This is a genomic window from Vagococcus fluvialis (genome assembly GCF_003337315.1).
Classification (GTDB): Bacteria; Bacillota; Bacilli; order Lactobacillales; family Vagococcaceae; genus Vagococcus; species Vagococcus fluvialis.
Genome location: NZ_QPJV01000016.1, coordinates 1 through 25,789, shown reverse-complemented (window position 1 = coordinate 25,789; position 25,789 = coordinate 1). Strand labels below are relative to the sequence as shown.

Annotated in this window: 22 protein-coding genes, 1 riboswitch and 1 other annotated feature; of the genes, 7 read left to right on the top strand and 15 right to left on the bottom strand. The window is 33.1% G+C overall.

The features are described 5' to 3' along the window. Positions 1 to 10: 10 nt before the first annotated feature. The 4 genes from DFR54_RS12140 to DFR54_RS12125 are packed head-to-tail and all read right to left on the bottom strand — an operon-like array spanning position 11 to position 2,718. Entirely contained in the window at positions 11 to 793 is a 783-nt protein-coding gene (locus tag DFR54_RS12140; protein ID WP_114290432.1) for a YdcF family protein, read from the bottom strand. Between the two features lie 13 nt (positions 794 to 806). Further along, complete coding sequence (locus tag DFR54_RS12135) at positions 807 to 1,067, bottom strand: chorismate mutase (RefSeq protein WP_114290431.1); 261 nt, start codon at positions 1,065 to 1,067, stop codon at positions 807 to 809. A gap of 10 nt (positions 1,068 to 1,077) precedes the next feature. Beyond that, a complete protein-coding gene (locus DFR54_RS12130; protein ID WP_114290430.1) occupies positions 1,078 to 1,773 on the bottom strand; it encodes an NAD-dependent protein deacylase in 696 nt (231 codons plus the stop codon). Between the two features lie 36 nt (positions 1,774 to 1,809). Further along, on the bottom strand, positions 1,810 to 2,718 hold the full coding sequence (locus DFR54_RS12125) for an EamA family transporter (RefSeq protein ID WP_114290429.1): 909 nt from the start codon (positions 2,716 to 2,718) through the stop codon (positions 1,810 to 1,812). A 145-nt stretch (positions 2,719 to 2,863) separates the two neighbouring features. After that, positions 2,864 to 3,039: riboswitch (Lysine riboswitch) on the top strand. Between the two features lie 98 nt (positions 3,040 to 3,137). Between DFR54_RS12125 and DFR54_RS12120 the strand changes: the two genes are divergently transcribed. Together DFR54_RS12120 and DFR54_RS12115 are read left to right on the top strand one after the other, a co-directional pair. Continuing rightward, the gene (locus DFR54_RS12120) at positions 3,138 to 4,733 is read left to right on the top strand and encodes an ABC transporter permease subunit (RefSeq protein ID WP_114290428.1); all 1,596 of its coding nucleotides are present in this window, start codon (positions 3,138 to 3,140) and stop codon (positions 4,731 to 4,733) included. Continuing rightward, the gene (locus DFR54_RS12115; protein ID WP_114290427.1) at positions 4,733 to 5,470 is read left to right on the top strand and encodes an amino acid ABC transporter ATP-binding protein; all 738 of its coding nucleotides are present in this window, start codon (positions 4,733 to 4,735) and stop codon (positions 5,468 to 5,470) included. Before DFR54_RS12120 ends, DFR54_RS12115 begins: the two co-directional genes overlap by 1 nt. A 579-nt stretch (positions 5,471 to 6,049) precedes the next feature. On the opposite strand, the gene DFR54_RS12110 is transcribed toward DFR54_RS12115, so the two are convergent. The 9 genes from DFR54_RS12110 to DFR54_RS12075 all read right to left on the bottom strand — a co-directional run bounded on the left by DFR54_RS12110 (position 6,050) and on the right by DFR54_RS12075 (position 19,822). Further along, entirely contained in the window at positions 6,050 to 6,883 is an 834-nt protein-coding gene (locus DFR54_RS12110) for a Cof-type HAD-IIB family hydrolase (RefSeq protein WP_114290426.1), read from the bottom strand. Positions 6,884 to 6,997: 114 nt separating this feature from the next. Further along, positions 6,998 to 7,639 carry a MurR/RpiR family transcriptional regulator gene (locus tag DFR54_RS12105; protein WP_211315058.1) on the bottom strand — a complete coding sequence of 214 codons (642 nt, stop codon included), beginning with the start codon at positions 7,637 to 7,639 and terminating at the stop codon, positions 6,998 to 7,000. Between the two features lie 27 nt (positions 7,640 to 7,666). Continuing rightward, positions 7,667 to 7,843, bottom strand: coding sequence for a hypothetical protein (locus tag DFR54_RS13315; RefSeq protein ID WP_211315057.1), 177 nt, complete (start codon positions 7,841 to 7,843; stop codon positions 7,667 to 7,669). 89 nt (positions 7,844 to 7,932) lie between these two features. After that, positions 7,933 to 9,828: a Cna B-type domain-containing protein gene (locus DFR54_RS12100; protein WP_114290425.1), complete on the bottom strand. Its 1,896-nt coding sequence runs from the start codon at positions 9,826 to 9,828 to the stop codon at positions 7,933 to 7,935. A 348-nt stretch (positions 9,829 to 10,176) separates the two neighbouring features. Further along, the gene (pepV, locus tag DFR54_RS12095) at positions 10,177 to 11,580 is read right to left on the bottom strand and encodes a dipeptidase PepV (protein WP_114290424.1); all 1,404 of its coding nucleotides are present in this window, start codon (positions 11,578 to 11,580) and stop codon (positions 10,177 to 10,179) included. An 82-nt stretch (positions 11,581 to 11,662) separates the two neighbouring features. Then, entirely contained in the window at positions 11,663 to 12,385 is a 723-nt protein-coding gene (locus tag DFR54_RS12090; protein ID WP_114290423.1) for a 16S rRNA pseudouridine(516) synthase, read from the bottom strand. A 56-nt stretch (positions 12,386 to 12,441) separates the two neighbouring features. Next, positions 12,442 to 14,088 (bottom strand): putative polysaccharide biosynthesis protein, encoded by a 1,647-nt coding sequence (locus tag DFR54_RS12085; RefSeq protein ID WP_114290422.1) that lies wholly within the window; start codon positions 14,086 to 14,088, stop codon positions 12,442 to 12,444. 104 nt (positions 14,089 to 14,192) lie between these two features. Beyond that, entirely contained in the window at positions 14,193 to 16,607 is a 2,415-nt protein-coding gene (leuS, locus tag DFR54_RS12080; protein ID WP_114290421.1) for a leucine--tRNA ligase, read from the bottom strand. 54 nt (positions 16,608 to 16,661) lie between these two features. Further along, positions 16,662 to 16,863: a binding site (T-box leader), on the bottom strand. Between the two features lie 61 nt (positions 16,864 to 16,924). Then, on the bottom strand, positions 16,925 to 19,822 hold the full coding sequence (locus DFR54_RS12075) for a LysM peptidoglycan-binding domain-containing protein (protein ID WP_126809100.1): 2,898 nt from the start codon (positions 19,820 to 19,822) through the stop codon (positions 16,925 to 16,927). Positions 19,823 to 20,099: 277 nt separating this feature from the next. Here DFR54_RS12075 and DFR54_RS12070 point away from each other — a divergent pair, with 277 nt between their 5' ends. The 5 genes from DFR54_RS12070 (at position 20,100) to mnmM (ending at position 24,051) form a co-directional block, all read left to right on the top strand. Continuing rightward, on the top strand, positions 20,100 to 20,747 hold the full coding sequence (locus DFR54_RS12070) for a DUF1700 domain-containing protein (RefSeq protein ID WP_170126965.1): 648 nt from the start codon (positions 20,100 to 20,102) through the stop codon (positions 20,745 to 20,747). Then, a complete protein-coding gene (locus DFR54_RS12065) occupies positions 20,744 to 21,793 on the top strand; it encodes a DUF4097 family beta strand repeat-containing protein (RefSeq protein ID WP_114290418.1) in 1,050 nt (349 codons plus the stop codon). The genes DFR54_RS12070 and DFR54_RS12065 overlap by 4 nt, the downstream gene beginning before the upstream one ends. 64 nt (positions 21,794 to 21,857) lie before the next feature. Continuing rightward, positions 21,858 to 22,499 (top strand): phosphatase PAP2 family protein, encoded by a 642-nt coding sequence (locus tag DFR54_RS12060; protein WP_114290417.1) that lies wholly within the window; start codon positions 21,858 to 21,860, stop codon positions 22,497 to 22,499. Positions 22,500 to 22,514: 15 nt separating this feature from the next. Then, positions 22,515 to 23,480, top strand: coding sequence for a tRNA modification radical SAM protein MnmL/YtqA (mnmL, locus tag DFR54_RS12055; RefSeq protein WP_167800321.1), 966 nt, complete (start codon positions 22,515 to 22,517; stop codon positions 23,478 to 23,480). Next, positions 23,473 to 24,051: a tRNA 5-(aminomethyl)-2-thiouridylate-methyltransferase MnmM gene (mnmM, locus tag DFR54_RS12050; RefSeq protein ID WP_114290467.1), complete on the top strand. Its 579-nt coding sequence runs from the start codon at positions 23,473 to 23,475 to the stop codon at positions 24,049 to 24,051. Before mnmL ends, mnmM begins: the two co-directional genes overlap by 8 nt. Positions 24,052 to 24,075: 24 nt before the next feature. Here mnmM and DFR54_RS12045 read toward each other — a convergent pair whose 3' ends face one another. Next, the gene (locus DFR54_RS12045) at positions 24,076 to 24,981 is read right to left on the bottom strand and encodes a D-alanyl-D-alanine carboxypeptidase family protein (RefSeq protein ID WP_114290415.1); all 906 of its coding nucleotides are present in this window, start codon (positions 24,979 to 24,981) and stop codon (positions 24,076 to 24,078) included. 28 nt (positions 24,982 to 25,009) lie between these two features. Next, the gene (locus DFR54_RS12040) at positions 25,010 to 25,558 is read right to left on the bottom strand and encodes a VanZ family protein (protein WP_114290414.1); all 549 of its coding nucleotides are present in this window, start codon (positions 25,556 to 25,558) and stop codon (positions 25,010 to 25,012) included. Positions 25,559 to 25,789: the final 231 nt, after the last annotated feature.

The window sequence follows — 25,789 nt, the reverse complement described above, 5'->3', positions numbered from 1 at the left end:
ATTAACCTATCTATGCAAAATCAGGATTGGCTATTCTTGTTGCGTCTGGAAAAATTTCTTTAAGTACTTCATAAGAGGCTGTAATATTTTCTGGGATATCAATATGAACTAAAAAATCTTTTCCCTTAGGTCCGTAACCAGTTAAATTATCTGTAAGCCTTGGAATCTCACCCATTAATAATGAAATATAACGCTCCGTATCCCACATACCAGCGATGACTGAACTATATCTTAGTTGATTATCAGAACTAGTTACTTCCACTTCATAAGCCGGATAGTTAATTATAGTGACATCAGATGAGATATACTTCCTTAAGGTTACATCCATTCTTAACTGCATAGTGGCATCTTGAATTAATAAGATACTTTCCATCTCTAAATTATTTTCTCTAACTAACTCTAATAAATTTGTTATATTATTTCCGCAATTAGTTGATTTGGTTTCTAAAAAATCAGCTGTTAATTTATATTTCAATTCTAGGTATTTAGCAAAAAGTTCCGCTTCAGAATTAATCTCTTTAGTACTATTCGGATATTCTTTTTCCATGTTTTCAAATAAACTAGCCGATGTGTGACCATAGCCTCCGACAATAAGATATTTCTTTGCTATGTTATTGTTTATCGCTTTTGTCAAACAATCCCCACCTGACAAAATACTACCACCAAGTAAAACTAAAACATCAACTTGCTCTATATTAAACTGCTCTTTCAAATTTGTTTGAGTCAGACTTTCTAAATCTTTTTTTCCACAAAATTTAGCTAAATTATTAATTGCATCAGCATATGTCAGCATTTAAATGCCTCGCCTATCTTTTACCCTTTTGATACTCTTTTGAGATATCCATCATACTTTGGAAGGTTTTTAAAATAGCTTCCTCATACTCTTTTTCAGTAATCATCTCTTGTAATCGTGCAATCACTTCTTCTTCACGTTTACTATCTAAAGTTGGTAAATTATTTTCTTTTTTTATACGCACCACTTCATCTACACATAAGTAACGTTTTTCAAGTAAAGCAACAATTTTTGCATCGATTTTATTAATCTCTGCTCTTGGTTTTTCTAACATATTCTTCCCTCTAGTCTTTTATTTTTTCAAAAAAATCTTCTGCTGAACCTTGGACAAATAAGTAGTCATCAAATAAACTAATGTCCTCATTATTAACAACTAAAATCTGACTTTTTGGATTTCTATAATCAATTAAGCCACTGAAAGGATAGACTTTAAAAGTCGTTCCCACAATCACAACTAAATCTGCTTCACTAAGCCATTTAATTGAAGTTTGAATCGCTTCTTCTGATAATCCTTCTTCATAAAGAACTACATTAGGACGAATCATCCCGCCACAATTTTCATGGATAAAGCCTTTTAGATACTCTTTAGTCGAAACATTTTTGTGGCATTTTAAGCAGTACAAATCATTTAAATTCCCGTGAAAATTAACTACTCGAGAACTGCCAGCTAAGTTATGAAGATCATCAATATTTTGAGAGATAATACTAACTTCATGATTTTTTTCTAAAGCTTTCATTTTTTCATGAATCACATTTGGTTTAGCTCCTTCATGGTAAAGACCTTTTACAAAATCATAAAATTTTTCAGGCTCTCTCATTAAACAGGTATGACTTAATAAATATTCTGGATTTTCATGACCTTGATAAACACCAGTCATCGAGCGATAATCAGGAATTCCTGAGGCCGTTGAAACACCTGCACCTGTCATAAAGACAATTTTTTTACTTTTTTTGATTAAATCTAAGCCCTCTTCAAGCATCTCTATCACCTATTTCTCTTTTCTTCTATTGTAGCATTAGCCATCATAAAAGCCTAAAACAGCAATCGAAATAATAATCGCTAAAATCATGACATACTGTTTGTTAGACAATTTTTCCTTCAAGAAAATTCGTGACCAAATAACAGACACTATACTATAAGAAGCAATCATCGGTGCTACAACAATAGCATTACTGGCAATAGCTCCGACATAAAAGAACTGACCAGCTGTTTCAAAAATTGCTGCCAAACCTTTCACTTTTTCATTGAAGAGTGACATTTTTTCTTTCTTCACCACTCTTAAGTAAACTAATAAAATAAGAGCAACAATTAAAAAAGTAATTTCATAAGTCATATTGGCTTCTGACTCAGGTAAAATTTTGGCATAATCTAAATAATAACCATCTAAAAAAGTTCCTAAACCATCAATCACACAATAAAGAATGGGAAAAATAATTGCTACAGCACTGATTCGATATTTTTTCTCAACAACCTCACCACTTTTTTCTATCTCCTTATCAACTTCCTGTTTTTCAAAATAAGATAACATAAAAATAGCAACTGAAATAACTGCCACAGCTACAAACTGAATCCAAACCATTTTAGTTCCTAAAATTAAAAAAGTTAGCATAGCACTTACCGCACCTGATGAGTTACTAATTGGAGATGAGATTGATAGCTCAATATAACGAAGGCCTACATAGCCTATTGCCATAGATAAAATATACATGGATGACACCGGTAAGTAGGTAATTAAGTATGCCGGATGAAACGTAATTCCTTCGTAAAAGCCATAATAAAAAATAGCGTGAATTCCCATCACAAGACCAACCATAATCGTTGTCTTAATCGCGCTATTTGGATCCTTTTCATTATTACCAATTTTATAAAACAAATCCGCTGTTCCCCAAGCAAAAACTGCAATTAAAGCGGGTATAAACCACATGAGACAAAACTCCTTTATTATTAATATCCATCTGACTCAAAAATAGCCCAAAAATAAAAAGACGTCAATAATATTTTCATTTTTTCATGACTTTTCAAAATTTATGTGCTATAGTGGTCTACGAAGAACGAAAAGAACAATTAAATACAAATCTAGAGGTTGCGAATTATCAAGACATTTAACAGAGCATAAGGGTGCCATGACGTTAAATATGAGGGGTTTTCGCCGAAATGTAAATGAGATCCTTAACTCATTTATGTTGGGGCTATGGTGAATAACTATGGCACTGTCTCAGTCTAACTGAGTTGCGCTACGATTTTAATAAGTACCTGTGTGTATTTATTAATTATCCATTATAGGAGCAACCTTTAGATAAAAAGGTTGCTTCTTTTTTTGCTTAAAGGAAAGGAATTGGGAATATGAAAAATAATAAAACAATCAAACCACTTATCTACACCTTACTGCTTTTTCTAAGTAGTATCGTTTCTCTTGGAACAACAGCTTTTGCAGCAGATGACACCTTTACAGTTGGAATGGAAGCTGGTTATCCACCTTTTAACTGGACTCAAAAAGATGATAGTAACGGTGCTGTACCGATTAAAGGTAGTAAAGAATTTGCTGGAGGTTATGACGTTGAGATTGCTAAACGTATTGCTGAAGGTTTAGGTAAAGAATTAGTCATCTTTAAAACAGAATGGGACGGACTTCCTCCTGCTGTCACATCAGGAAAAGCTGATGCAATTATTGCCGGAATGTCACCTACAGAAGAAAGAAAACAAACCTTAGATTTTTCTGATTACTACTATAGCTCGCAATTAACCATTTTAGTCAAAAAAGATAGTCCTTACGCTAACGCCACTTCTTTAAAAGATTTTAAAGGCGCAAAAATTACTGGTCAGTTAAATACACTACATTACGGTGTTATCGATCAAATTCCTGGTGTTGATAAACAAACTGCTATGACTGATTTCTCAGCTATGCGTGTTTCTCTAGACTCTGGAAAAATTGATGGTTATGTCACTGAAATTCCTGAAGGGATTACAGCTGAAAAACTAAACCCTAACTTTAAAATGATTCAATTTGAAAAAGGAAAAGGTTTTGAAACGAGTGAAGCTGACAATGCCATCGCCATTGGAATGAAAAAAGGATCACCACAAGTAGCCGAAGTAAATAGTATTTTAACTAATATCTCTCAAGATGAACGCGATAAAATTATGGAAGACGCGATTAGTCAACAGCCAGAAGTTGTTAACAATAAACCATGGTACGTTTGGGTAATGGATATTGCTAAAGAAAACTGGCCAATGTTCTTACGTGGAGCTGGAACAACTCTTTTCATCGCTTTAATTGGTACAGTTGTTGGAACAACTATCGGTTTAGGAATTGGCGTTTATCGTACCATTCCAACACCTGAAAAAACATTTTTACGTTTTGCTTATAAATTAGTAAATGCCTTGTTTTCAATCTATATAGAAATTTTCCGTGGAACACCGATGATTGTACAATCAATGGTTATCTTCTACGGCTCAAAACAACTTTACGGAATTGATATGAATCCCGTTACAGCAGCGCTATTCATCGTTTCGATTAATACAGGTGCTTATATGACAGAAATCGTCCGTGGGGGAATCTTCGCCGTTGATAAAGGACAATTTGAAGCTGCATCTGCTATTGGAATGACTCATTGGCAAACAATGAAAAACGTTGTCATTCCTCAAGTCTTTAGAAATACTTTACCTGCTATTGGTAATGAATTTGTTATTAATATTAAAGATACATCTGTATTAAATGTTATCGCCGTATCAGAGTTATTCTTTGCTACTAAAACAGTTGCTGGAGCCAACTTTAGATTCTTCGAAACATTTACAATTACTTGTGTGATTTACTTTGTTATGACCTTTACTGTGACTCGAATTTTACGTTACTTAGAAAAACGATTAGACGGAGACGGCACTTACGCTCCTTACGCTAACCAATTACAAACACCTATTTTAGAAAGAAAGGATGAACGTTAATGACTTCTTTCATCGATATTAATCATTTACAAAAAAGTTATGGCTCAAACAATGTCTTAAAAGACGTTAATGTTTCTATTAAAAAAGGAGAGATCGTGACAATCATCGGTCCTTCTGGTTCTGGTAAATCAACTTTACTACGTTGTATTAATTTACTTGAAAAACCAACTGGCGGAGAGATTCTTTATAAGGGTGATAATATTCTAACACCTGGCTACAACTTACCTGAGTTTAGAACTCATGTGGGAATGGTATTCCAACAATTTAATTTATTTGATAACCATGATATTTTAAGCAACTGCATGGTTGGGCAAATTAAAGTTCTTGGGCGTAGCAAAGAAGAAGCTGAAAAAATTGCTATTGAAAACTTAGAAAAAGTTGGTATGAAACAATTTGCTCATGCTAAACCATCTCAATTATCTGGTGGACAAAAACAACGTGTTGCTATCGCTCGTGCTGTTTCTATGAACCCAGAAGTGATGCTTTTTGACGAACCAACATCAGCCCTTGACCCAGAGATGGTTGGGGAAGTTTTAAAAATTATGCGTGAATTAACTGAAACTGGCTTAACGATGATTATCGTTACCCATGAAATGAAATTTGCCGAAGAAGTATCTGATCGTGTTATTTTTATGGATCAAGGTGTAGTGGCAGAAGAAGGTTCACCTGATGACATCTTTAATCATCCTAAAAAGGACCGAACTAAAGAATTTTTACAACGCATTATTGAGAATTAAACAGGAAAATCAATAAGTGCGTATCAAAAAGAAGAGTCAAGCAACTAAATTAGTTGTGTGACTCTTCTTTTTTAGACCAAATAATGTTGTGGACAACTTTCTATTATCCACAAAAAGTTTTACACATTTTGAGCCTTGGTTTTATCACTTTTCCAAAGGTTATGCACATTGTCCACAGAGTTATCCACAAAAACAAGGACTTTTACCCACATTCACCTTTTTTACAAAATTTAACTCACAAAAATAAATCACAACATTTTGTTCTTTTATATCTACTTTTAAAATTTTTTATTTTAATTCACTCTAAATAAAAAAGTGCTATAAACACTGTTACAACAACCTTTATAGGTATTTTACCTAATAAACAAACGCTCGTTCCTATTGACTTATCCTCTAGAAATTGCATCAATTTATAAAAGTTATCCACACTTGTCCACAATTTTTGTTGATAACTCTTTATTTTGTTTAAAACTTACTCTAAAACAGTTAATAACTAGCTTTATTGCTATTTTTTAAGAAATAAAACTTATTCACATTCCTTTCCACAAAAAAAGAAGCCCTCCACAGACTTCTTCACAGTTAACTAAATAAATGTTCTTCTAAAAAATTAGCAATGCCCTCTTCGTCATTTGAATTAGTTTCAAAATCTGCAACACGCTTTAATTCTGAAACTGCATTTTCCATAGCAACACCCATTCCAGCATAAGCAAGCATTGTTATATCATTGTGCCCATCTCCAAAAGCAATCACATCTTTTCGCTCAATTCCAAGTGGTGATAAGACAGTATCAAGAGCTTTAGCTTTATCAATATGTTGTGCTGTAAATTCAAAATAAAAATCTGCCGTAAAGACACAGTTTAGTTTATTGTTAAAAGGAGCTTTCATTTCCTGGTAGACCTCCTTTAAATACTCAGGTTTGCTAGCTGTTAATATTTTATTAATTGGATAATCCAAAAATTCTGCTAAATCATCTTTCTCACATAACTTATATTTACCACCGCGAGACTCATATTCCACAATATTCAGAGGCTGACCTTTATAATCAAGAGTACAACTAAAGACGTCATTTGTGTACATATAATCATCTTTATCAATCATCACCGTCACATCAAATTGCTTCATATGCTCTAAAACAGCTTTTCCCTCTTCAACAGTCATAGCTTGATTGAATAATTCCTCACCAGTTTTTACATCAATCACTTTTGAACCATTATATGAGACAAGGTAGCCATCATATTTAGCTAACTCTAACTCCTCAGCCAAATCTAGCATACCTGTCGTTGGCCTTCCAGAAGCTAAAATAACTTTAACACCTTGCTTTTGAGCTTTTAATAAACTTGCTTTTGTCAATTTTGAAAGTTTCTTTTCACTAGTTAATAATGTGCCATCAATATCTAAAACAATTGCTTTCATTATCCTCATCTCCTCAAACAAAGAGTAACACAAAAAATACCTAATTAAAGGAATCTTAAGTAAGTTGAAAACTCTTTATCAAAAACAAATCAAATGCCAATAAAAGTGAAAAAACTATGTCAAATCACGATTCATTTTTTGATAATTAGCTAATTTATACTCTTTATTCGCCAAAGAATTTTGATTAAAATAATTCGCATATAAAACATCAAGCACCATTAAAATAGAAAATCGCGTCGAAAAAGATGAAATTTTATTGTAGTGATTTTCATTAGATGATAGATATAAAACTTCCGTTGCTTTCTCTAAAAATGGATTATTTTGAGAGGAAGTAATTAATAAAATTGGTGTCTTATTCTCCTCTAAAATCTTCATTACTTCAATCGTCGTCTGCCCACGACCACCATAAGAAATCACAATCGCCAAATGATTCTCATCACTATTAGCAGCAGAAAGCCTTTGAACGTAATCCTCATCAGGTACATTAATCAAACAACCAATTTCCTGCATTTGAAACTTAAAGTTTTTAGCTAAATGTAGATTAGCTGATGAAGAATAGACATCAATCACTTTTGCCTGATTCATTAAAGCGATACTATTTTCCATAGTTTTCTCATCAAACAAAACAAACGTATCATCTAGAGTTTGCTGATACAAAGATTTCATTTTTTGGATGCTAGTGTGTGTCGTATCTGTTTCCTGAATTGGATAATCTGGATCAACAGGCATCAAATCATCTCTAACATTAGTGGCCAAACTAACCTTTAAATCACTAAAACTAGTTTAGTTTAGTTTACTTAGTAGCCGGTAAAGTGTCGCTACTGACACAAAAGAGGCTTCTGCCAACTCTTTTGACGACATGGATAAAACTTCTTTAGGATTCTTTTTAATATAGCTAACTAACTCTTTTTCATTCGGTGTTAAATCTGTTAATTTGGATAAATCTGCTAGAACCGTCATATTTAGATTCCCCCCTCTTGTCTTACTTCATAATATAGCAAAAAAATCGCCCTCAAGGAATCATTCTCCTTGAAATGCGATTTTTTTAATTAGTCTTCTTTTGATGTTCTTCTTTGGCTTAACCAAATATGGCTCATTAAGAAGATAACAATCATTGTCACTCCTAAGTTCACTAAAGCAGTTGTTTCTGCTTCACCAGTCTTAGGTAAATAACCAGATTTATTGTTATTAGACTTGTTGTTTGTAGATTTTACACCTGACGTTGGTACTTCTTTAGGTGTGTGGGTGTTAGTGATTGTAAATGTATCATCACTATATGTCACTTCATATTCTTTAGAAATTTCAATCTCTTTTACAGAGTATTTAATTTCTTTACCATTAGCAAATTTAGGTAAATTCTTGAAAGTATCAATCCATTCGTTAGACTTCATTGAACCTGTTACTTCACTAATGATTTTTTCACCTTTAACATCTTTAGCTTCTTTACCATCTGCTAATAATTGGACTTTAATTGACTCTGGGCGGACACCATCTTTATTGTTAGCATCTTTCCAAATTTTGGTTACTGGAATTTCAATCACTTCACGTGTATTAGTTACATCCATTCCATTTTCTACAGCAATATAACCATTCTTAGCTAAGTCTTCGCTAATTACTTCTTTTACAGTATAAACAATCGCTCTGTCAGCTTCTTCTACTAACTCTTCTCCTACTTTTACTGCTTTATATTTTGGTAAATTGGTAAATTCGTATGTCCATTCTACTTCTGTGTTTCCACCTTTTACTTCTTTGACTGGAATTTCTTTACCTTCTTTATCTAAAGCTGGTTGACCATCTGCTAATAATTGAACTTCGATTGATTTTGGACGAGCGCCACTACGATTTTCGTTATCATTCCAGATTTTCTTACCTGATACTTCCGTTAACTCAATTTCGCGACTATTTGTTATATTCATACCATCTACTTTAGATGTATATCCTTCAACTGCTTCCTCTTTCACTGAGTAAACAATAGCTCTATCAGCTTCTTCTACTAACTCTTCGCCTGCTTTTACTGCTTTATGTTTTGGTAAATCTTTAAATTCATATGTCCATTCTACTTCTGTGTTTCCACCTGTTACAGTTTGAACTGAAATTTCTTTACCGTCTTTATCTAAAGCTGGCTTGCCATCTGCTAATAACTGAACTTCGATTGATTCTGGACGAACTCCGTCTCGGTTATTATCATCTGACCATGTTTTCACTCCTGATACTTCTGTTAACTCAATAGGACGACTATTTGTTACATTCATATCTGTTGTTTTTGATGTGTAGTTATTAGAATCTAGCTCTTCACTCACTATTTCTTTAACTGTATAAACAATCGCTCTGTTAGCTTCTTCTACTAACTCTTCGTCTGCTTTTACTGCTTTATGTTTTGGTAAATCTTTAAATTCATAAGTCCATTCCTGTACTGTGTTTCCACCTTTTACTTCTTTGACTGGAATTTCTTTACCGTCTTTATCTAAAGCAGGTTTTCCATCTGCTAATAACTGAACTTCGATTGATTCTGGGCGAACTCCGTCTCGGTTATTATCATCTGACCATGTTTTTATTCCTGAAATTTGGGTTAATTCAATTTCTCGACTATTTGTTACATTCATATCTGTTGCTTTTGAAACATATTTATTCGTTTTTAACGCGTCACTCATCACTTCTTTAACTGTATAAACAATTTCCTCAGCTTTTTCAGCTACTTTACCTGTCTCAACAGTTCTGTGTTTTGGAATATTTGTAAATTCATATGACCATGTTTTGGCAGTACTTCCACCTTTTACAGTTAAAGATTTAACAGGTTTTCCAGCTAAATCTAAAGCTGGTTGACCATCTGCTAATAACTGAATTTCGATTGATTCTGGACGGACTCCATCTCGGTTATTGTCATCTGACCATGTTTTCACTCCAGAAACTGTTGTTGGTTCCATTGCTTTTGTATTTGTATGCATGTTTTGTTCATTAATTGTAGGCGGGGCTCTTATGTGATGTAATTAACTTTCATTTTAACTGAAAAAAGTATGTTATTTTCAATTAAAATAACACGCTTTCTTTACTTATTTCGCTTAATTTTAGACATTGTCAAAAATGAAAAATATTTTATACATAATTAAAAAATTCTAATAATAAATGCTAATCCAAAAATTAAATAACCATCTAGTCCAATTAACTAAAAACACATTTTAGTATTTCTTACCTTTTTTTCTGTTTTTTTATTCACATATCAAAATAGAGATTACTTTTAATTAAAGGCACAAAAAAAGAAGACATTATCATTAATGTCTTCTTTCACAATCTAACTATTTAATTAAACGATAAATCGCATCAGCATAGATAACTGTTGCATTAATTAAGTCATCTACTGAAATAAATTCATTCTTTTGGTGCATTGTATCAATACTATCTGGGAACATAGCGCCGTAAGCAACACCGCGTTCTAATAGACGGCCAAATGTTCCACCACCAATTGATTGCTCATGTCCTTTAAGACCTGTATGATCTTCGTAAACAGCTAATAATGTTTTCACCAATGGATCTTCTGGTGACACATAATGTGGCTCTTTACTACTTGTTAAAATAACTTTAGCGCTTGTGTTAGCAACTTTTTCTTCAATTGCTTTAGCAATTTCTTCAGCTGTTATTCCTTTAGGGAATCTGAAGTTTAATGTAATTGTATTGTTGTCTTTTTTCTCATCAAATACAAAAACACCAGCGTTCATTGATAAAGCACCCATAATGTCATCTACGTAGTTAACACCAAAACGATTGCCTTCTGTATCTAAATGAATGTAATCAGCAACAACTGTTACGAAATCTTTAGCAGGTCCAGAGAAATCATAGTAGCTTAAGAAGTTAGCTAAATAAGTTCCTGCATTGATTCCTTTTTCTGGCATCGCACCATGAGCTGCCGCGCCAAATAATTTAATGGTTGCCATACTTCCTTCTACACTAATTTCACCTGTTACAGGTAATTCAGCTAAATATTCATCATATTCTTTAGAAAATGCCGCAATATCACCAGAAACCTCTACAACTGCTTCAGCAAAATCTGGTACCATATTAGCACGTTGACCTGAATTAAATGAAACTAAACGTAATGTTCCTTCATTTTTTCCAGCAACTTCTAAAAGAATTGTTGTATTTCCTTTTTCACCATTAATAATTGGAAACTCTGCATCTGGTGAAAAACCAAAGTCAGGTGTTTCTTCAATTTTTAAGTAGTGATCCATACATTTCCATTCGCTCTCTTCATCTGTTCCAATGATAACACGAGTGCGTTTTGAAACTGGTAATTCTAATTCTTTAATAATTTTTAACGCGTAATAAGCTGCCATTGTAGGGCCCTTATCATCACTTGCTCCACGAGCGTAAATACGATTATCACGAATTTCTGGTGAAAATGGTTCTGAATCCCAACCAGATCCAACTGGTACTACGTCAACGTGACCAAAAATTCCTAAAGTCTCGTCTCCAGTACCGTATTCAATATGTCCTGCATAGTTATCAACATTTTTAGTTAAGAAACCATCTCTTTCACCAATCTCTAAAAATTTTAAAAGAGCTGCTTTTGGGCCTGGTCCTACAGGAGCATCCTCTGTTGCTTTATCATCTTCACGTACACTTGGTACACGTAATAAATCAAATAAGTCTTTCATTAAGTCTTCGCGACGAGCTTCGACTTCTTTTCTCCAATCAATTGTCATCCTTGTAATCCCTCCATTGTTTCCTTTATATGAAGTCATCATATCATTTTTTCGTAAAATTTGATAATTTATTTTATTATTTCTATTTTTTCTCCGTTAATTTTTGAATTTCATTTTTAGTTAAACTTCTATAGCTACCTCTTTTTAACTGATTATCTAATATTAAGCCTCCCATACTAAGACGGTTTAATTCAACAACTTTTTTACCAACAGCCTCAACCATTCGCTTCACTTGATGAAATTTTCCTTCCATGATTTCTAGCTCAATCTGACAAGTATTCTCTAGTTCATTGACTTCTAGAATAGTTAATTTAGCTGGCAAACATAATTCATTACCACTTATAGTTACTCCTTTAGCAAAGACTTCTTGATCCTCTGCTGTCATAACTCCTACAACTTTTGCTTGATAAACTTTAGCAACCTTTTTCTTTGGCGAAAGTAATTGATGAGATAATTCTCCATCATTTGTAATTAGTAATAAACCTGTTGTGTCCTTGTCTAATCTTCCCACAGGAAATAACCCTTTTTTCAAATCTTCCTGACTAATTAAATCAATAACTGTTCGATGACTTGGATCTTCTGTGGCTGAAATGACACCTTTTGGTTTATTCAGCATATAATAGAAAAATTCTTGATAGATTACTTTTTCATTGTCTACACAAATTTCATCTTTCTCTAGTACTAAATTAGTTTTGCCATCTTTATTTACAACGCCATTTACAGCCACTCTTTTTTTCTTCAATAGCTCTTTGACTTCTTTTCGTGAGCCAAAACCAGTATGACTTAAAAACTTATCTAATCTCATTGTCTACTCCTTTTGATAAAGAAAAAGATAGAAACAGAAAATCTGTTTCTATCACTTTACTTAATTTTTAGTTTCGTTCTAATTTTTGCTACCTTATCACCTAATAACTTATCTGCAAGCCTTGTTTTTAAAGCCATCCATCCATACACGGCAATTCCTGCTGAAACAGATAATAAAATAATCATCATAGCCTGGAATTTACGCTCTGGATTTAAGAATAGATATAAGAATGATCTAACAACAAATACTGTTCCTGACATTAACAGACTTAAAATAAAAATCAGGATGATTCTTCTAACCGTTAATGAGTAATTAAATTTCGTAATGCTATGAATTCTTTTTGTCATGAAGTAGGCTGAGACAGAAAAACCAATTGCTGATGCAAGTAGCGGTCCATACACTTCAAAACTACGAATCATTGGATACTGTAAAACTATCTTAATTAACAGTCCAACACCTAGATAAAAAATAGCATCCCCATTTTTATAAAGCCCTTGCAAGGTAGTTGAAACTAAAATGAAGTATCCCATAATTAATCCCACATAGCTTGCTTCTATCAAGACATTAATTCCTAAAGCATCTGGTTGATAAAAGAAGACATACATTGGTGTGGCTAAAGTTATCATTCCAAACGTGGCTGGCATCATAATTAAAAATAGTAATTGGATATTATCACTAATTAATTTAGCTAATCCAGCTTCATCTTTTTTAGTATAGGCTTCTGTTACAAGAGGTAAACTTGTCATAGCCATACCAGCAGCCAGAGAAATAATAATCATGACTAATTTATCTGGATTAGCACTAAAAATACTGAACAAAGCAGATAATTGTTCTTTAGAAAAATTAGTAAACCCACTCATAATCGGCTCAAAAGTATATTGGTCAACTAGTTTGAAAATGGTAATCGCAGAACCCACAATAATAAATGGAATGGCTTCTTTAATCATCTCTTTTACTAAACCAGTTTCAGATACTTTGATTTCATTGTTACTGCCAGCAACTAAGCGGTCCATCTCAGGTTTTTGTTTCATATAGAACCAAATCAATGCCCCGTAAGCTCCAAGCATTCCGATAAAAGCTGCAAATGTTGATTGAACAACAGCTGCTACATAATCACCTGTAGTCATTTTCATAATTACAAAAGCAGTTAACAACATGTAGAATACACGTGCTACTTGTTCAATAATTTGAGAAACCGCAGAAGGCATCATATCTTGATTACCTTGGAAATACCCACGAATAACACTCATACTTGGGAAAATTAATACGGCTACACTTAATGCTCTCATAACAGGAATTAAGTTTTTATCTCCAGCAGCTAGGACAGGAGCTAACATATACATAACTCCTGCACATAACACACCAAAGCCTGCCATAATAATCAACGTTCGTTTAAAAAGTCTTTGACTGACTCGATATTCATTTTGTGAATTGTAATAAGAAATTTGTTTAGCAATAGCCCCTGGAATTCCAGCTGTCGCTATCATTAAAAATAATGCGTAAATATTGTAACCTTTATTGAATAAACTGTTCGCTACTTTTGCATTTTCTCCCATCCATAAGTACCAAGGTACAATATAGATTGCCCCTAACAAACGTGATAACACATTACCAATTGTCATCCATAGGGAACCGCGAACCATTTTTTCTTTAGCATTTAACTCTTTAGAGTTACCCTCAAAAGAGGCATCTTGATTCGACATGTTTCTATCCAACTTTCTTCATCATACTGCTTATAATTGTAGCGATTTACACCTCTTTATGCAAACTCTTTTAACAATTTTTAAACACTTTTTGACAAAGAAATTTAATTAGCTACTATATTAACTAATTTATTTGGAACCGCAATTACTTTACGGACTGTTTTGCCATCAATAGCTGATTTTATTTGCTCATTTTCAAAGGCAACTTTTTCTAATTCATCTTTTGATAAACCATTAGCAACACTTACGCGAGCTTTTAATTTACCATTAACTTGGAAGATAACTTCGATCTCATCTTCAACTAATTCTTTTTCATCATAAGTTGGCCAAGTTGCTAAACTGATACTTTCTTTATGTCCCATTCTCTCCCATAATTCTTCAGAAACAAATGGTGCAATTGGAGCTAATAGTTGTAAGAAACCAGTCATATATTCTACTGGTAAAGCCTCAGCTTTATAAGCTTCATTTACAAAAATCATTAATTGAGAAATAGCTGTATTAAAGTGTAGTTGATCAATATCTTCGCCAACTTTTTTCACTGTTTGGTGGTAAACTTTTGTTAATTTACCATCATTATGCATTGTAATACGGTCACGTAAAATTGCGTTATCATCAATATATAAACGCCATACGCGGTCTAAGAATTTACGGCTTCCTTCAAGACCTTTTTCACTCCAAGCAACAGAGGCATCAAGTGGCCCCATGAACATTTCGTAAAGTCTTAATGTATCAGCACCAAATTCTTTAACAACATCATCAGGATTGACAACATTTCCTTTAGATTTAGACATTTTTTCATTGCCCTCACCTAAAATCATCCCTTGATTGTAAAGCGTTTGGAATGGCTCTTTTGTTGATACTACACCGATATCATATAAGAATTTATGCCAGAAACGAGCATATAGTAAATGAAGTACTGCATGTTCTGCTCCACCTAAATAAACATCAACAGGCAACCATTCTTTTAATTTCTCAGGATCAGCTAAGGCTTCTGTGTTATGTGGGTCGATAAAACGTAGGTAATACCATGAACTTCCTGCCCATTGCGGCATTGTGTTTGTTTCACGGCGACCTTTCATACCAGTTTTTTCATCAACAACATTAATCCAATCTTCCATGTTAGCTAATGGTGATTCGCCTGTTCCACTTGGTTTAATATCAGTAGCTTTTGGTAATACTAATGGTAACTCGTTTTCTGGAACAGCTGTCATTGAACCATCTTCCCAATGAATAATTGGTATCGGCTCACCCCAATAGCGTTGACGAGAGAATAACCAATCACGTAGACGGTAACTTGTTTCTTTTTTACCTACTTCATTTTCCTCTAACCAAGTAATCATCTTTTCAATTGCTGCGTCTTTTGCAAGTCCATCTAAAAAGCCTGAGTTAATATGAGCGCCATCTTCTGTATAAGCTTCTTTTTCAATATCTCCACCTTCTAAAACTGGGATAATCTCTAAATCAAAAGCTTTAGCAAAATCATAGTCACGCTCGTCATGAGCAGGAACGGCCATAATTGCCCCAGTTCCATAAGTTGAGAGAACGTAATCAGCAATCCAGATTGGCATTTCTTTCCCGTTTACTGGATTAATCGCATACGCTCCCGTAAAGACACCTGTTTTTTCTTTTGATAGCTCTGTACGGTCTAAATCTGTTTTCTTTTCTGCTTCTTTAATATAAGCATCAATGGCTTCTTTTTGTTCAGGTGTAACAATCTCTTGAACCAACTTTAATTCAGGAGCTAATACAGCATAGGTTGCACCAAATAAAGTATCTGGACGTGTTGTAAATACTGTAAATTCTTTATCAGTATCTTTAACTTTAAAAGTCACATTCGCGCCCTCAGAACGACCAATCCAGTTTCTTTGCATATCTTTAACACTTTCAGGCCAGTTAATATCATCTAAATCATCAATTAAACGATCTGCATAAGCAGTAATTTTAAGCATCCACTGTTTCATTGGTACACGGTACACAGGATGTCCACCACGTTCTGACTTACCATCAATAACTTCTTCATTAGCTAAAACAGTTCCTAAAGCTGGACACCAGTTAACAGCAACTTCTGCTTCATAAGCCAATCCTTTTTCAAATAATTTAGTAAAAATCCATTGTGTCCATTTGTAATATTCCGGGTCAGTTGTATTAATTTCACGGTCCCAATCAAAACTAAATCCTAATTCATTTAATTGACGTTTAAATGTTTGGATATTTTTTTCTGTAAATTCAGCAGGATCATTTCCTGTATCTAAAGCATACTGTTCAGCAGGTAAACCAAAAGCATCCCAGCCCATTGGATGAAGAACATTGTAACCTTTTGCTCGTTTGTAACGAGATAAAACATCTGTTGATGTGTAACCTTTTGGATGCCCTACGTGAAGACCTTGTCCTGATGGATAAGGAAACATATCTAACGCATAAAATTTCTCTTTATCAGAGTTTTCTTCCGTTTTGAAGGTGTTGTTTTTTAACCAATAATTTTGCCATTTTTTCTCAATATCAATATGATTGTATGCCATTTTTCTTCCTCCTAAATATAATAAAAAAAGCCCTATAAAAGCCTAAAAAAGCTTTTATAGGACGTTGATTTCTAACGTGGTACCACCTATTTTTATGCTAAATAAATCTAGCATCTCTATCTCATGATAACGGGTTGATCCCGGCTATAATAGCAAACTCAGAGCTAAGTTCAGATTTCTAATCTTTATGTGTTTTCACCAACCACACACTCTCTAAAAAAGCTTCCACCTTACTACTTCTCATCATTGTTTTAAATATTAAGCTCATGATAACAGAATCATTTTTACTTTTCAACTAAATAGACAAACTCAAAAAATTAGCCTACTCGTAAATTTTGACCTGTATAGATAACATCACTTGTTAAGTTATTCCAAGCTTTAATTTGTTTCACACTTGTTCCATATTTATTAGATAGACTCCATAATGAATCACCACTAACAACTTTATGGCGTTTATTTTTATTAGTTTGAACTGGTGCTTGTACTGATTTACCTGGTATTCTTAGTGTTTGACCTACATAAATCATATCACCAGATAAGTTATTCTCTTTTTTCAACTGATCCACTGTTACATTATGTTGTGACGCAATTTTATATAACGAATCACCACTTTTTACAGTATAAGTAGATGATGTTCCAGTTGAAACAGTTTGTTGTGTATTGGTTTTATTCCCTGATTGTGATGAACCACTGATAGCTAATGTTTGACCAATGTAAATCATGTCACTTGTCAGGTTATTTTTTTGTTTTATCTCATTGACACTTACACCGTAACGTAGACTGATTCCATATAATGTATCTCCACGTCTTACTGTATGCGTTGTTGTAGAAGAATTATTATTTTGAGAGCCTTGTGATTGGTTAGATGACGAACCATTTGTCGTTCCACCTTTAACAACCAATGTTTGGCCTACATAAATAATATCACTCTTTAAGTTATTCCATTGTTTCAATTGTGCTACTGTTACACCATATTTCCATGCAATACCAGATAATGTATCTCCACTTTTCACTGTGTGTTTTTGCGAATTTGTATTTGGCGTTGTCGGTTTCGTTGGTTTTTCTGTTTGATTGTTTGATGAGCCACCTTTAACAATCAATGTTTGACCAACGTAAATAATATCACTCTTTAAGTTATTCCATTGTTTCAATTGTGCTACTGTTACACCATATTTCCATGCAATACCAGATAATGTATCTCCACTTTTCACTGTGTGTTTTTGCGAATTTGTATTTGGTGTTGTTGGATTCGTTGGTGTTGTCGGTTTTTCCGTTTGATTGTTTGATGAGCCATTACTAGAAACAATTAAACTTTGTCCCACATAAATAATATCATTTTTTAGATTATTCCATTGCTTAATCTGAGCAACTGTCACACCATATTTTAAAGAAATACCATACAATGTTTCTCCACTTTTCACTGTGTGTTTTGTTCCATTAGTAGGTTTTTCTCCACCTGGTTTATTTGTATTATTGTTGTTGTTATTGTCAGTAGATGGCTTCACATTTGATGTGTTATCACCTGATACTTTTAATACTTGACCAGGGTGAATTAAATCACTCTTCAAGTTGTTCCATTGTTTCAGTTGTGCAACTGTCACACCATATTTTCTAGCAATTCCAGACAATGTGTCTCCTGAAACAACTGTACGAGTTTTACCTTGATTCGCATTGTTGTTATTATTTCCACCATTATTGTTATTCGAGTTATTGCCATTACCAGAACCTGGTGTGTCATATTGTGTTAAATTGTGAGTTACAATTAAGTTGTTTAATTTAACGTTGTAGTTAGGGTCTGTTGCGTAACGACCTGTTAACCATCTTGTAGCATCTTGATACGTATTAGTATTAGATTTCCAAGCACCTGAATAGAAATAGTTTCCTGGTGAAAATGATGTTGTTTTTAATACACGAGCATTGTCTTCAAATGACTCTCTATAAGATGGATATTTTCTAAATTTAGCATTGATAATAACATCTTGCCCATTGAAATGTTCCCATGTTTGCATAGTTACTGATTGACCGTTATATGCTCCTTTTATACCAAATAAATTATGGTTTGGAGGTGAAGAAAGTGAACTTGATCCATAACCACTTTCTAAAATGGCTTGGGCAATCATAACTGATGCGTATAAGTCATTAGGACCAGCCACTGACTGAGCATGGTAAGCTGTATTTTCAATAAACTGCGCTTGAGGTGTTGCAGCTCTTAAGGTACGTAGTCCCATTAATGGTGCACTAACTGGTGCAGACTGAGCTTGAACTTTAGCTGCTTTTGGTGTTTCTTTAACAACTTCCTCTTTTGACTCTTCAACAACTTCTTCTTTTGTTGATTCTTCTGTCGAATTTTCTGTCTCTGATGTCGACTCAGATTCTTCTGTTGTTATTTGTGTTTCTTCCGTTGTCGATTCTTCAGTAGTTTCACTTGTTTCGTCTACTTCAGTTGACTCACTTGTTGAAGTTTCTTTTTCTGAAGAAGAACTTGACGTTTCCTCTGTTTTTTCTTCTGTTGATTCTACTACTTCCTCTTTTGCTGACTCTTCTGTTGTATTTTCTGATTCTGTTGTTGATTCACTTGATTCCTCAACTGGTTTTTCTGTTTCTTCAGTAATGCTTTCATCAGTTGATTCTGCTGTCTCTTCAACAACCTCCTCAACATGACGTTGGGTAGTAATATTTTGTGATACCATGTTTTCTCCAATAGAAAGTGTCGCCACTTGTTCAGTTAAGTCAAACTTTTTCAAAGATCCTGGTACAACTAGTTTAGCTTGTGTAAAGCCACTACCAGTAAATGTTAATTTAATTTGATTGAGTGCACTATCTAATGTGTAGATTCCTACAACATTACCTAACTCATCTTTGATTTCTTTTTTAGTTTCATCCCAATTTAGTGTAACGTTTGGTGAAACTTGAATAACAGTATCTAAACTTTCAGTTGTTTGCGCGTTTAACGCAATGTTCATATCAAAATTATTTTCTTCTTCTTTAACAAGAGATGGCATAACAAAGTTATTTAAACTCATTGGTGCTTTATTCTCTTGATCCATTTCATTAACTGTTGCTTCTGTAAAATCCTTGGCTGCATCTGCATAAGCTTTTGTTGTAACTCCAGGAATTAAAATAGATGAAGAAATCATCATCGTTGTTCCAATAAGTGAAACATTTTTAAGAACTGGTGGTTTAGTTAATAAATTATTTGAGACATTCTTTTTCATTTATATTTCCATCCTTTACCCTATTTTAGCGACAACATGCTCATGTTAATTTTTTCATATAGTCCACTTTTATTAAATCATCTTAATGCGCATAATTCAAGGTTTTCGAGGTACTATTAATAATTTGTAATCTGTTAGAAATATTAAATTAAAATACGTCAGTTGTTTAATTTAAAAAGTTGCTCATACTTTAGTCCGATTTTCGTCTAAACACCTTGTTATCAACTGTTTAAGACTGTATATTTACATTAATAGAATGATTGGAAAGGATTATGATATGAATAAAGAGCATTTTTTAATTGAATTAAAATTGCACTTACGTCAACTTTCTCTTGTAGATCAGCAAGCTATATTAGCTAAATACGATGATTTGTTCACTGAAAAAATGACTCAAGGGCTAACTGAATATCAAATCACTAAAGAGCTAGATTCTCCTAAAGAGATTGCTAGTGCGATTTTAAAAGAATTTAATTTGAAATTAAAAGAAAATCCAACAGAAAATAATGACTGGGTAGAAATGCCTAAACAAACAGCAGATTACAATAATTCACACCCTTACTACTCTAATAACGAAAATGTATACAGAGAGCCAAGTTCTGGTTTTATCCGTTTCTTCCAAATCACAGGAATTATTTTCCTCAACTTATTTTTCATGTTTTGGCTAATTCTAACTTGGGGAATTTCTCTATTTGTTGGATGGATGATTAGCTTAAGTTTCATTTTTAGTCCTATCTTAGGTGTGTACAGTTTATTACAATTAACAGCTTTTTATGGTTTATTCCAATTTTTCATGTCCATCCTTCTTTGTGGTATCGGACTTATTGGACTCCTAATTATGGTGCCATTCTCAAAAGTTTCTTTCAATTTACTTAAAACTTACTCTAAGTGGAATTTACAAGTATTGAAAGGAGATCGCGCCCTATGAAAAAAAGAACATGGTTTGTTTTAATTATGGCTTTTCTCTTAATTATTACAGGTGCCTCAGGAAGTATTTTTTACTTCCAAAAACTAGAAGCAGAGCGTGCTAAGAGTGACGTTAATAAAAAATTCAAATACGATAACTCAGAAGAATTGGTTTTAAACATTAAAAACCGTGCGACTTTATATTTAAGTACTTCTCAAGATGATTATGTTCATATGAGAAAACAAGGCTTAAGTTATGGCAACACGAAAGAAAACCAAACAACGTGGGATATTAAAAAAGACGGTAATAAGACTATCGTAACAATTGATAATAAGAATATGCAACAAAGAATTCAACCAGCTATTTTTAGTTTTGGGGATATTTATGATGATAGTATTTCTCTTGGTCTGCCTGAAAATTATAAAAAAATTACAATTAAAGGAAACAACTTAGATATTAGTACTTACGGATTAATTTTAACAAATCTAGATGTTGAAACAAAATATGGTTCAGTAGATGCTAATGACTTAACAACTGAGGAATTAACAATTAATAGTAGTCATGGAGATATTTATCTTTATGACGCAAAAATTGAAAAGGATTTAGCTTTAAACTCAACTAATGGTAATATCACTGTTGAAGATACTTCTTTTTCGAACTTAACAGCAGAATTGAAAAATGGAGACATGACAACAGGAAATACTAAAGGTAACTTGAAAATTGATAATGTTTCAGGAAATACTTCCGTGAATCACACAAAAGGAACAGTCGCCATTAACAATAAAAATGGAGATATTACTTTCCATTCCAATCAAGTCAATTATGATGTTAGTGCTGAAACAGTTCACGGAAATATTTTTATTGAAGTTGACAAACGGTCTTATGAGCGAAACAAAGTTGATTTTTCTACTCATTTAGGAGTTGTTTCTATATTTAATGAAAACTTATCATCTGAAACAAAATTCTCTAGAGACAAAGGTGTTAACACCATTAAAGCTGTTTCTAAGAATGGAGATATCAACGTAAATGAGCTTGATGAAGACGATACTGAGTACGGCAACGACTAAAATCGTGTTATAATATATGAGGCCCTAATCTAGGGCCTCTTTATTTTTATTATCGGAGGTTTTTATGACAAAAAACAAATTTTATTGGTATTTAACAGCATGCATTAGTTTACTTATTTTTACAGGAGTTGCTTCCTTAGTTGCTTTTAATGACAATTTATTAGCTACTATTGATCAACCAATTATTCAATTAGTTCGTGGTACAATAACGAGTGGTAAAACTTTATTCTTTTCAACTATGACTCGTTTTGGTGATACGTTAACAGTTATTTTACTAACAGGTGGCTTAGCTGCTATTCTCTTCTTCTATTTTAAAGAAAAAATTGCTGCCCTGTGGCTAGTCATTAACTCAGCCTTAATTCAAGGTGCTGGGAACACTATTTTGAAACTATTATTTAATCGTCCAAGACCTTCTGGTGAACACTTAGTTTACGCAGGTGGCACAAGTTTCCCAAGTGGGCATTCTATGGGAAGTATGCTTTTATATGGAACATTAATTTTACTTTTACCTAAATTTATTAAAAACAAATCAGTTTGTTTAGTACTTCAAGTATTACTAGGATTAATTATTTTATCTGTTGGTACAAGCCGTATTTATTTAGGGGTCCATTATCCTACTGACATTATTGGTGGGTTCTCAATGGGACTTTGTTGGTTAAGTTTCTCTTATCCTCACTTTAAAAAATACGATGCTTTAACTCACTAGAAAGGATCGATACAGATGTTCACTTTTGAAAAAGGAGATAGTAAACGTTACTACACTTGGAACGCAGCTTTAAGAGAGCAGTTTGATGCAAAAATTTTTAAGGTGCCTATTGATGGCGGATTCGATTGTCCCAATCGTGATGGGACTGTAGCTCACGGAGGTTGTACATTTTGTAGTGTTTCTGGCTCTGGAGATATGATTGTAGCACCAAGCGATCCTCTTCCAATCCAGTTTAGAAAAGAAATTGACCAAATGCATCGCAAATGGCCAGGGACAACAGAGTATATTGTTTATTTTCAAAATTTTACAAATACTCATGCTCCTATTGAAGTTATTAAACATCGTTTTGAGCAAGTCATTAATGAAAAAGGTGTCGTTGGTCTTTCTATTGGTACAAGACCTGACTGTTTACCAGATGAAGTGGTTGAGTACTTAGCGGAATTAAATAAAAGACTTTACTTGTGGGTTGAATTAGGACTTCAAACAACTTATGAGCACACTAGTGATTTGATTAACCGTGCTCATGATTATCAAACCTATTTAGATGGTGTCGCTAAATTAAGAAAACATAATATTAATGTTTGTACTCATTTAATTAACGGCTTACCTGGTGAAAGTTATGACATGATGATGGAAAATGTTAGACGAACTGTTACTGACTCTGACATTCAGGGAATTAAACTGCACTTACTTCATTTAATGACTAATACGCGAATGGAAAAAGATTATCTAGCAGGCCGCTTACAACTTTTAACCCAACATGACTACACTCAGTTGATTTGTGACCAACTTGAAATCATTCCTTCTGATATTATTATTCACCGCTTAACAGGGGATGCTCCAAGAGATACAATCATCGGACCTATGTGGAGCTTGAAAAAATGGGAAGTCTTAAACGGTTTTGATACTGAATTAACACGCCGCGGAACCTATCAAGGAATCTACGCAAATGGCAAAAAAGGAACTAAAGTCTATGCTTAAAAGATCATTGCATTACAGTCATGAGTTGCTTAAAGAAGTTATTAATCCAGGTGATACAGTAGTCGATTCTACTATGGGTAATGGAAACGATACTTTATTTTTAGCTAAATTAGTTGGTGAAGATGGCTATGTTCACGCTTTTGATGTTCAAGGGCAAGCACTAGAAAATACCTCGCAAAAAATCAAAGAACATCACTGTGAAAAACAAACCAAGCTACACTTAACAGGTCATGAAAATCTTGGGGCAGTTATTGATATAACAGAACAAATCAGTTCTGCTGTTTTTAATTTAGGTTACTTACCTAAAAGTGATAAATCGATTGTTACCCATGAAGCAACTACCATTAAAGCTCTTGAGGAACTACTATTACGTCTTAAAGAATTGGGACGAATTGTCTTAGTTATTTATGATGGACACGATGCTGGAAAAATTGAGAAACAAAAGGTCTTAAATTTTGTAGAGTCTCTACCACAAGACGTTTACAGTGTTTTAAGTTATCAATTTATTAATCAACGAAACAACCCACCATCACTAATTTGTATTGAAAAAAAACCACAGAAGCACTTATAAAAGTGTTTCTGCGGTTTTTTATTTTTACCCAATTGTCTCATAAATGAGTCTTGCGTCTGCCATATTATATTGTTCTGTAAAAGGATTCCCATCTGCCCCTGTTGTAATTAAAAGATAATATTCTCCTTCAATTTCTGCTAAACTAATTAAACATTGCTCTGCTTTTTTAGTGTATCCTGTTTTTCCACCTAAAATTTGGCCATTGGCAATACTTAAATCTGCTAAACCTTTTAACATTGTACTCTCTATATAATAACCTTCTGGTGTATAAATTGTTCCATCTGTTTGATACGTTGTTGTTGTTACTAATTTTCTAAAATTTTGATTTTTTAAAGCAACATTCATAAACTTACTTAAATCCTCAACAGTTGAATAATGATTTCTAGCATCTAAACCTGTTGAATTTTTAAAATGTATGTTTATCATTTTTAGTTCTTTAGCCAGCTGATTCATTTTTTCTACGAAAGCTTTCTCACTATCGGCAACATAATTTGCTGCAACAAGAGCTGCATCTCCACCTGATGGTAAAACAATTCCATATGCTAAATCTTCAATTGTTAACTCATCTCCTGATCTATAACCAGATAAAGAAGCTCCTTCTGCCATCAAATCATCAATAATTCGTTGATCAATCGTTACTGTTTTTTCTAAATTAGTTTCCGCTTCAAGTAACAAATAAGCGGTAATCAGTTTTGTTAACGAAGCAATTTCAACTTCTTTAGTTTCATTTTTTTCGATTAACATCTCACCAGTACTCAGATTTTGAAGTAAGATTGTTTTACTATGGATATCACTTGGTAATTTAATTTTTGATGTTTCACTGGTTTTAATAATATCTGAAAAACCATCGTTAAACTTTGTTGCCCAGACATAATAACCACCACCACCTAAAACAATACAAATAACTAATAAACTTAATATTTTTTTCATAGAACTAACCTCTTTCACACTTTTTTAACTAACCAAATATAAAAATACCGACAAAAGAATAAGACATAAATCTTAACCAGTCTTGATTTTTTCCTTCTAAGCGTCTGACTCTAAGCTGCCAAACATATTTAGCAAAAAGCCAACCTAAGAAAACACCGAGAGTATTCATAATCAAATCATTTACGTCAGTTTGCCTATGTAATGTAAATAACTGACCCACTTCAATTATCACTGAAAATAAAAAACCTGTGGATAACGTTAAAAAAAAGAATTCAAATCTTTTCCACATGATGACTAATAACATTCCAAAAGGAAAAAAAGCAATAATATTTAACCATGTGGATAAGTCAACTCCTGCACTAAAAGGAATCTTATTAACAATAGGTACATAAATAGCTTGCCCTGTTAATAACTTAGCTTTGATATCAGGGATATTTGGAAAACCAACAACTTCAGACAACATGACACTTACATAAAGGACAAAAATCACGCTAACTATCATGTATTTAATATCTAAGGTTTTGGCATGTCGGATAAAAAATAAGATAAGTAAAATTAAACTAACCATAATCCCCATAAAAAATCCCCTTCTTTTCTAATTCAAATAGAGAATAACAAATTAAAATGTAGAATTAATAAAAGAATTCTGTTTTATTTCTTAATTTCGACTTCTCTTTTGTTTGTAAGTTCGTTATTATTGTTAACAATACTTAAAAGCTAGCTATTAAATAGTCAAGTGAAAGTTATTAAATACTTTTTGATTTTGATATTTATTTTTAAGCAACTTAAATAAACCTAAAAATAATAG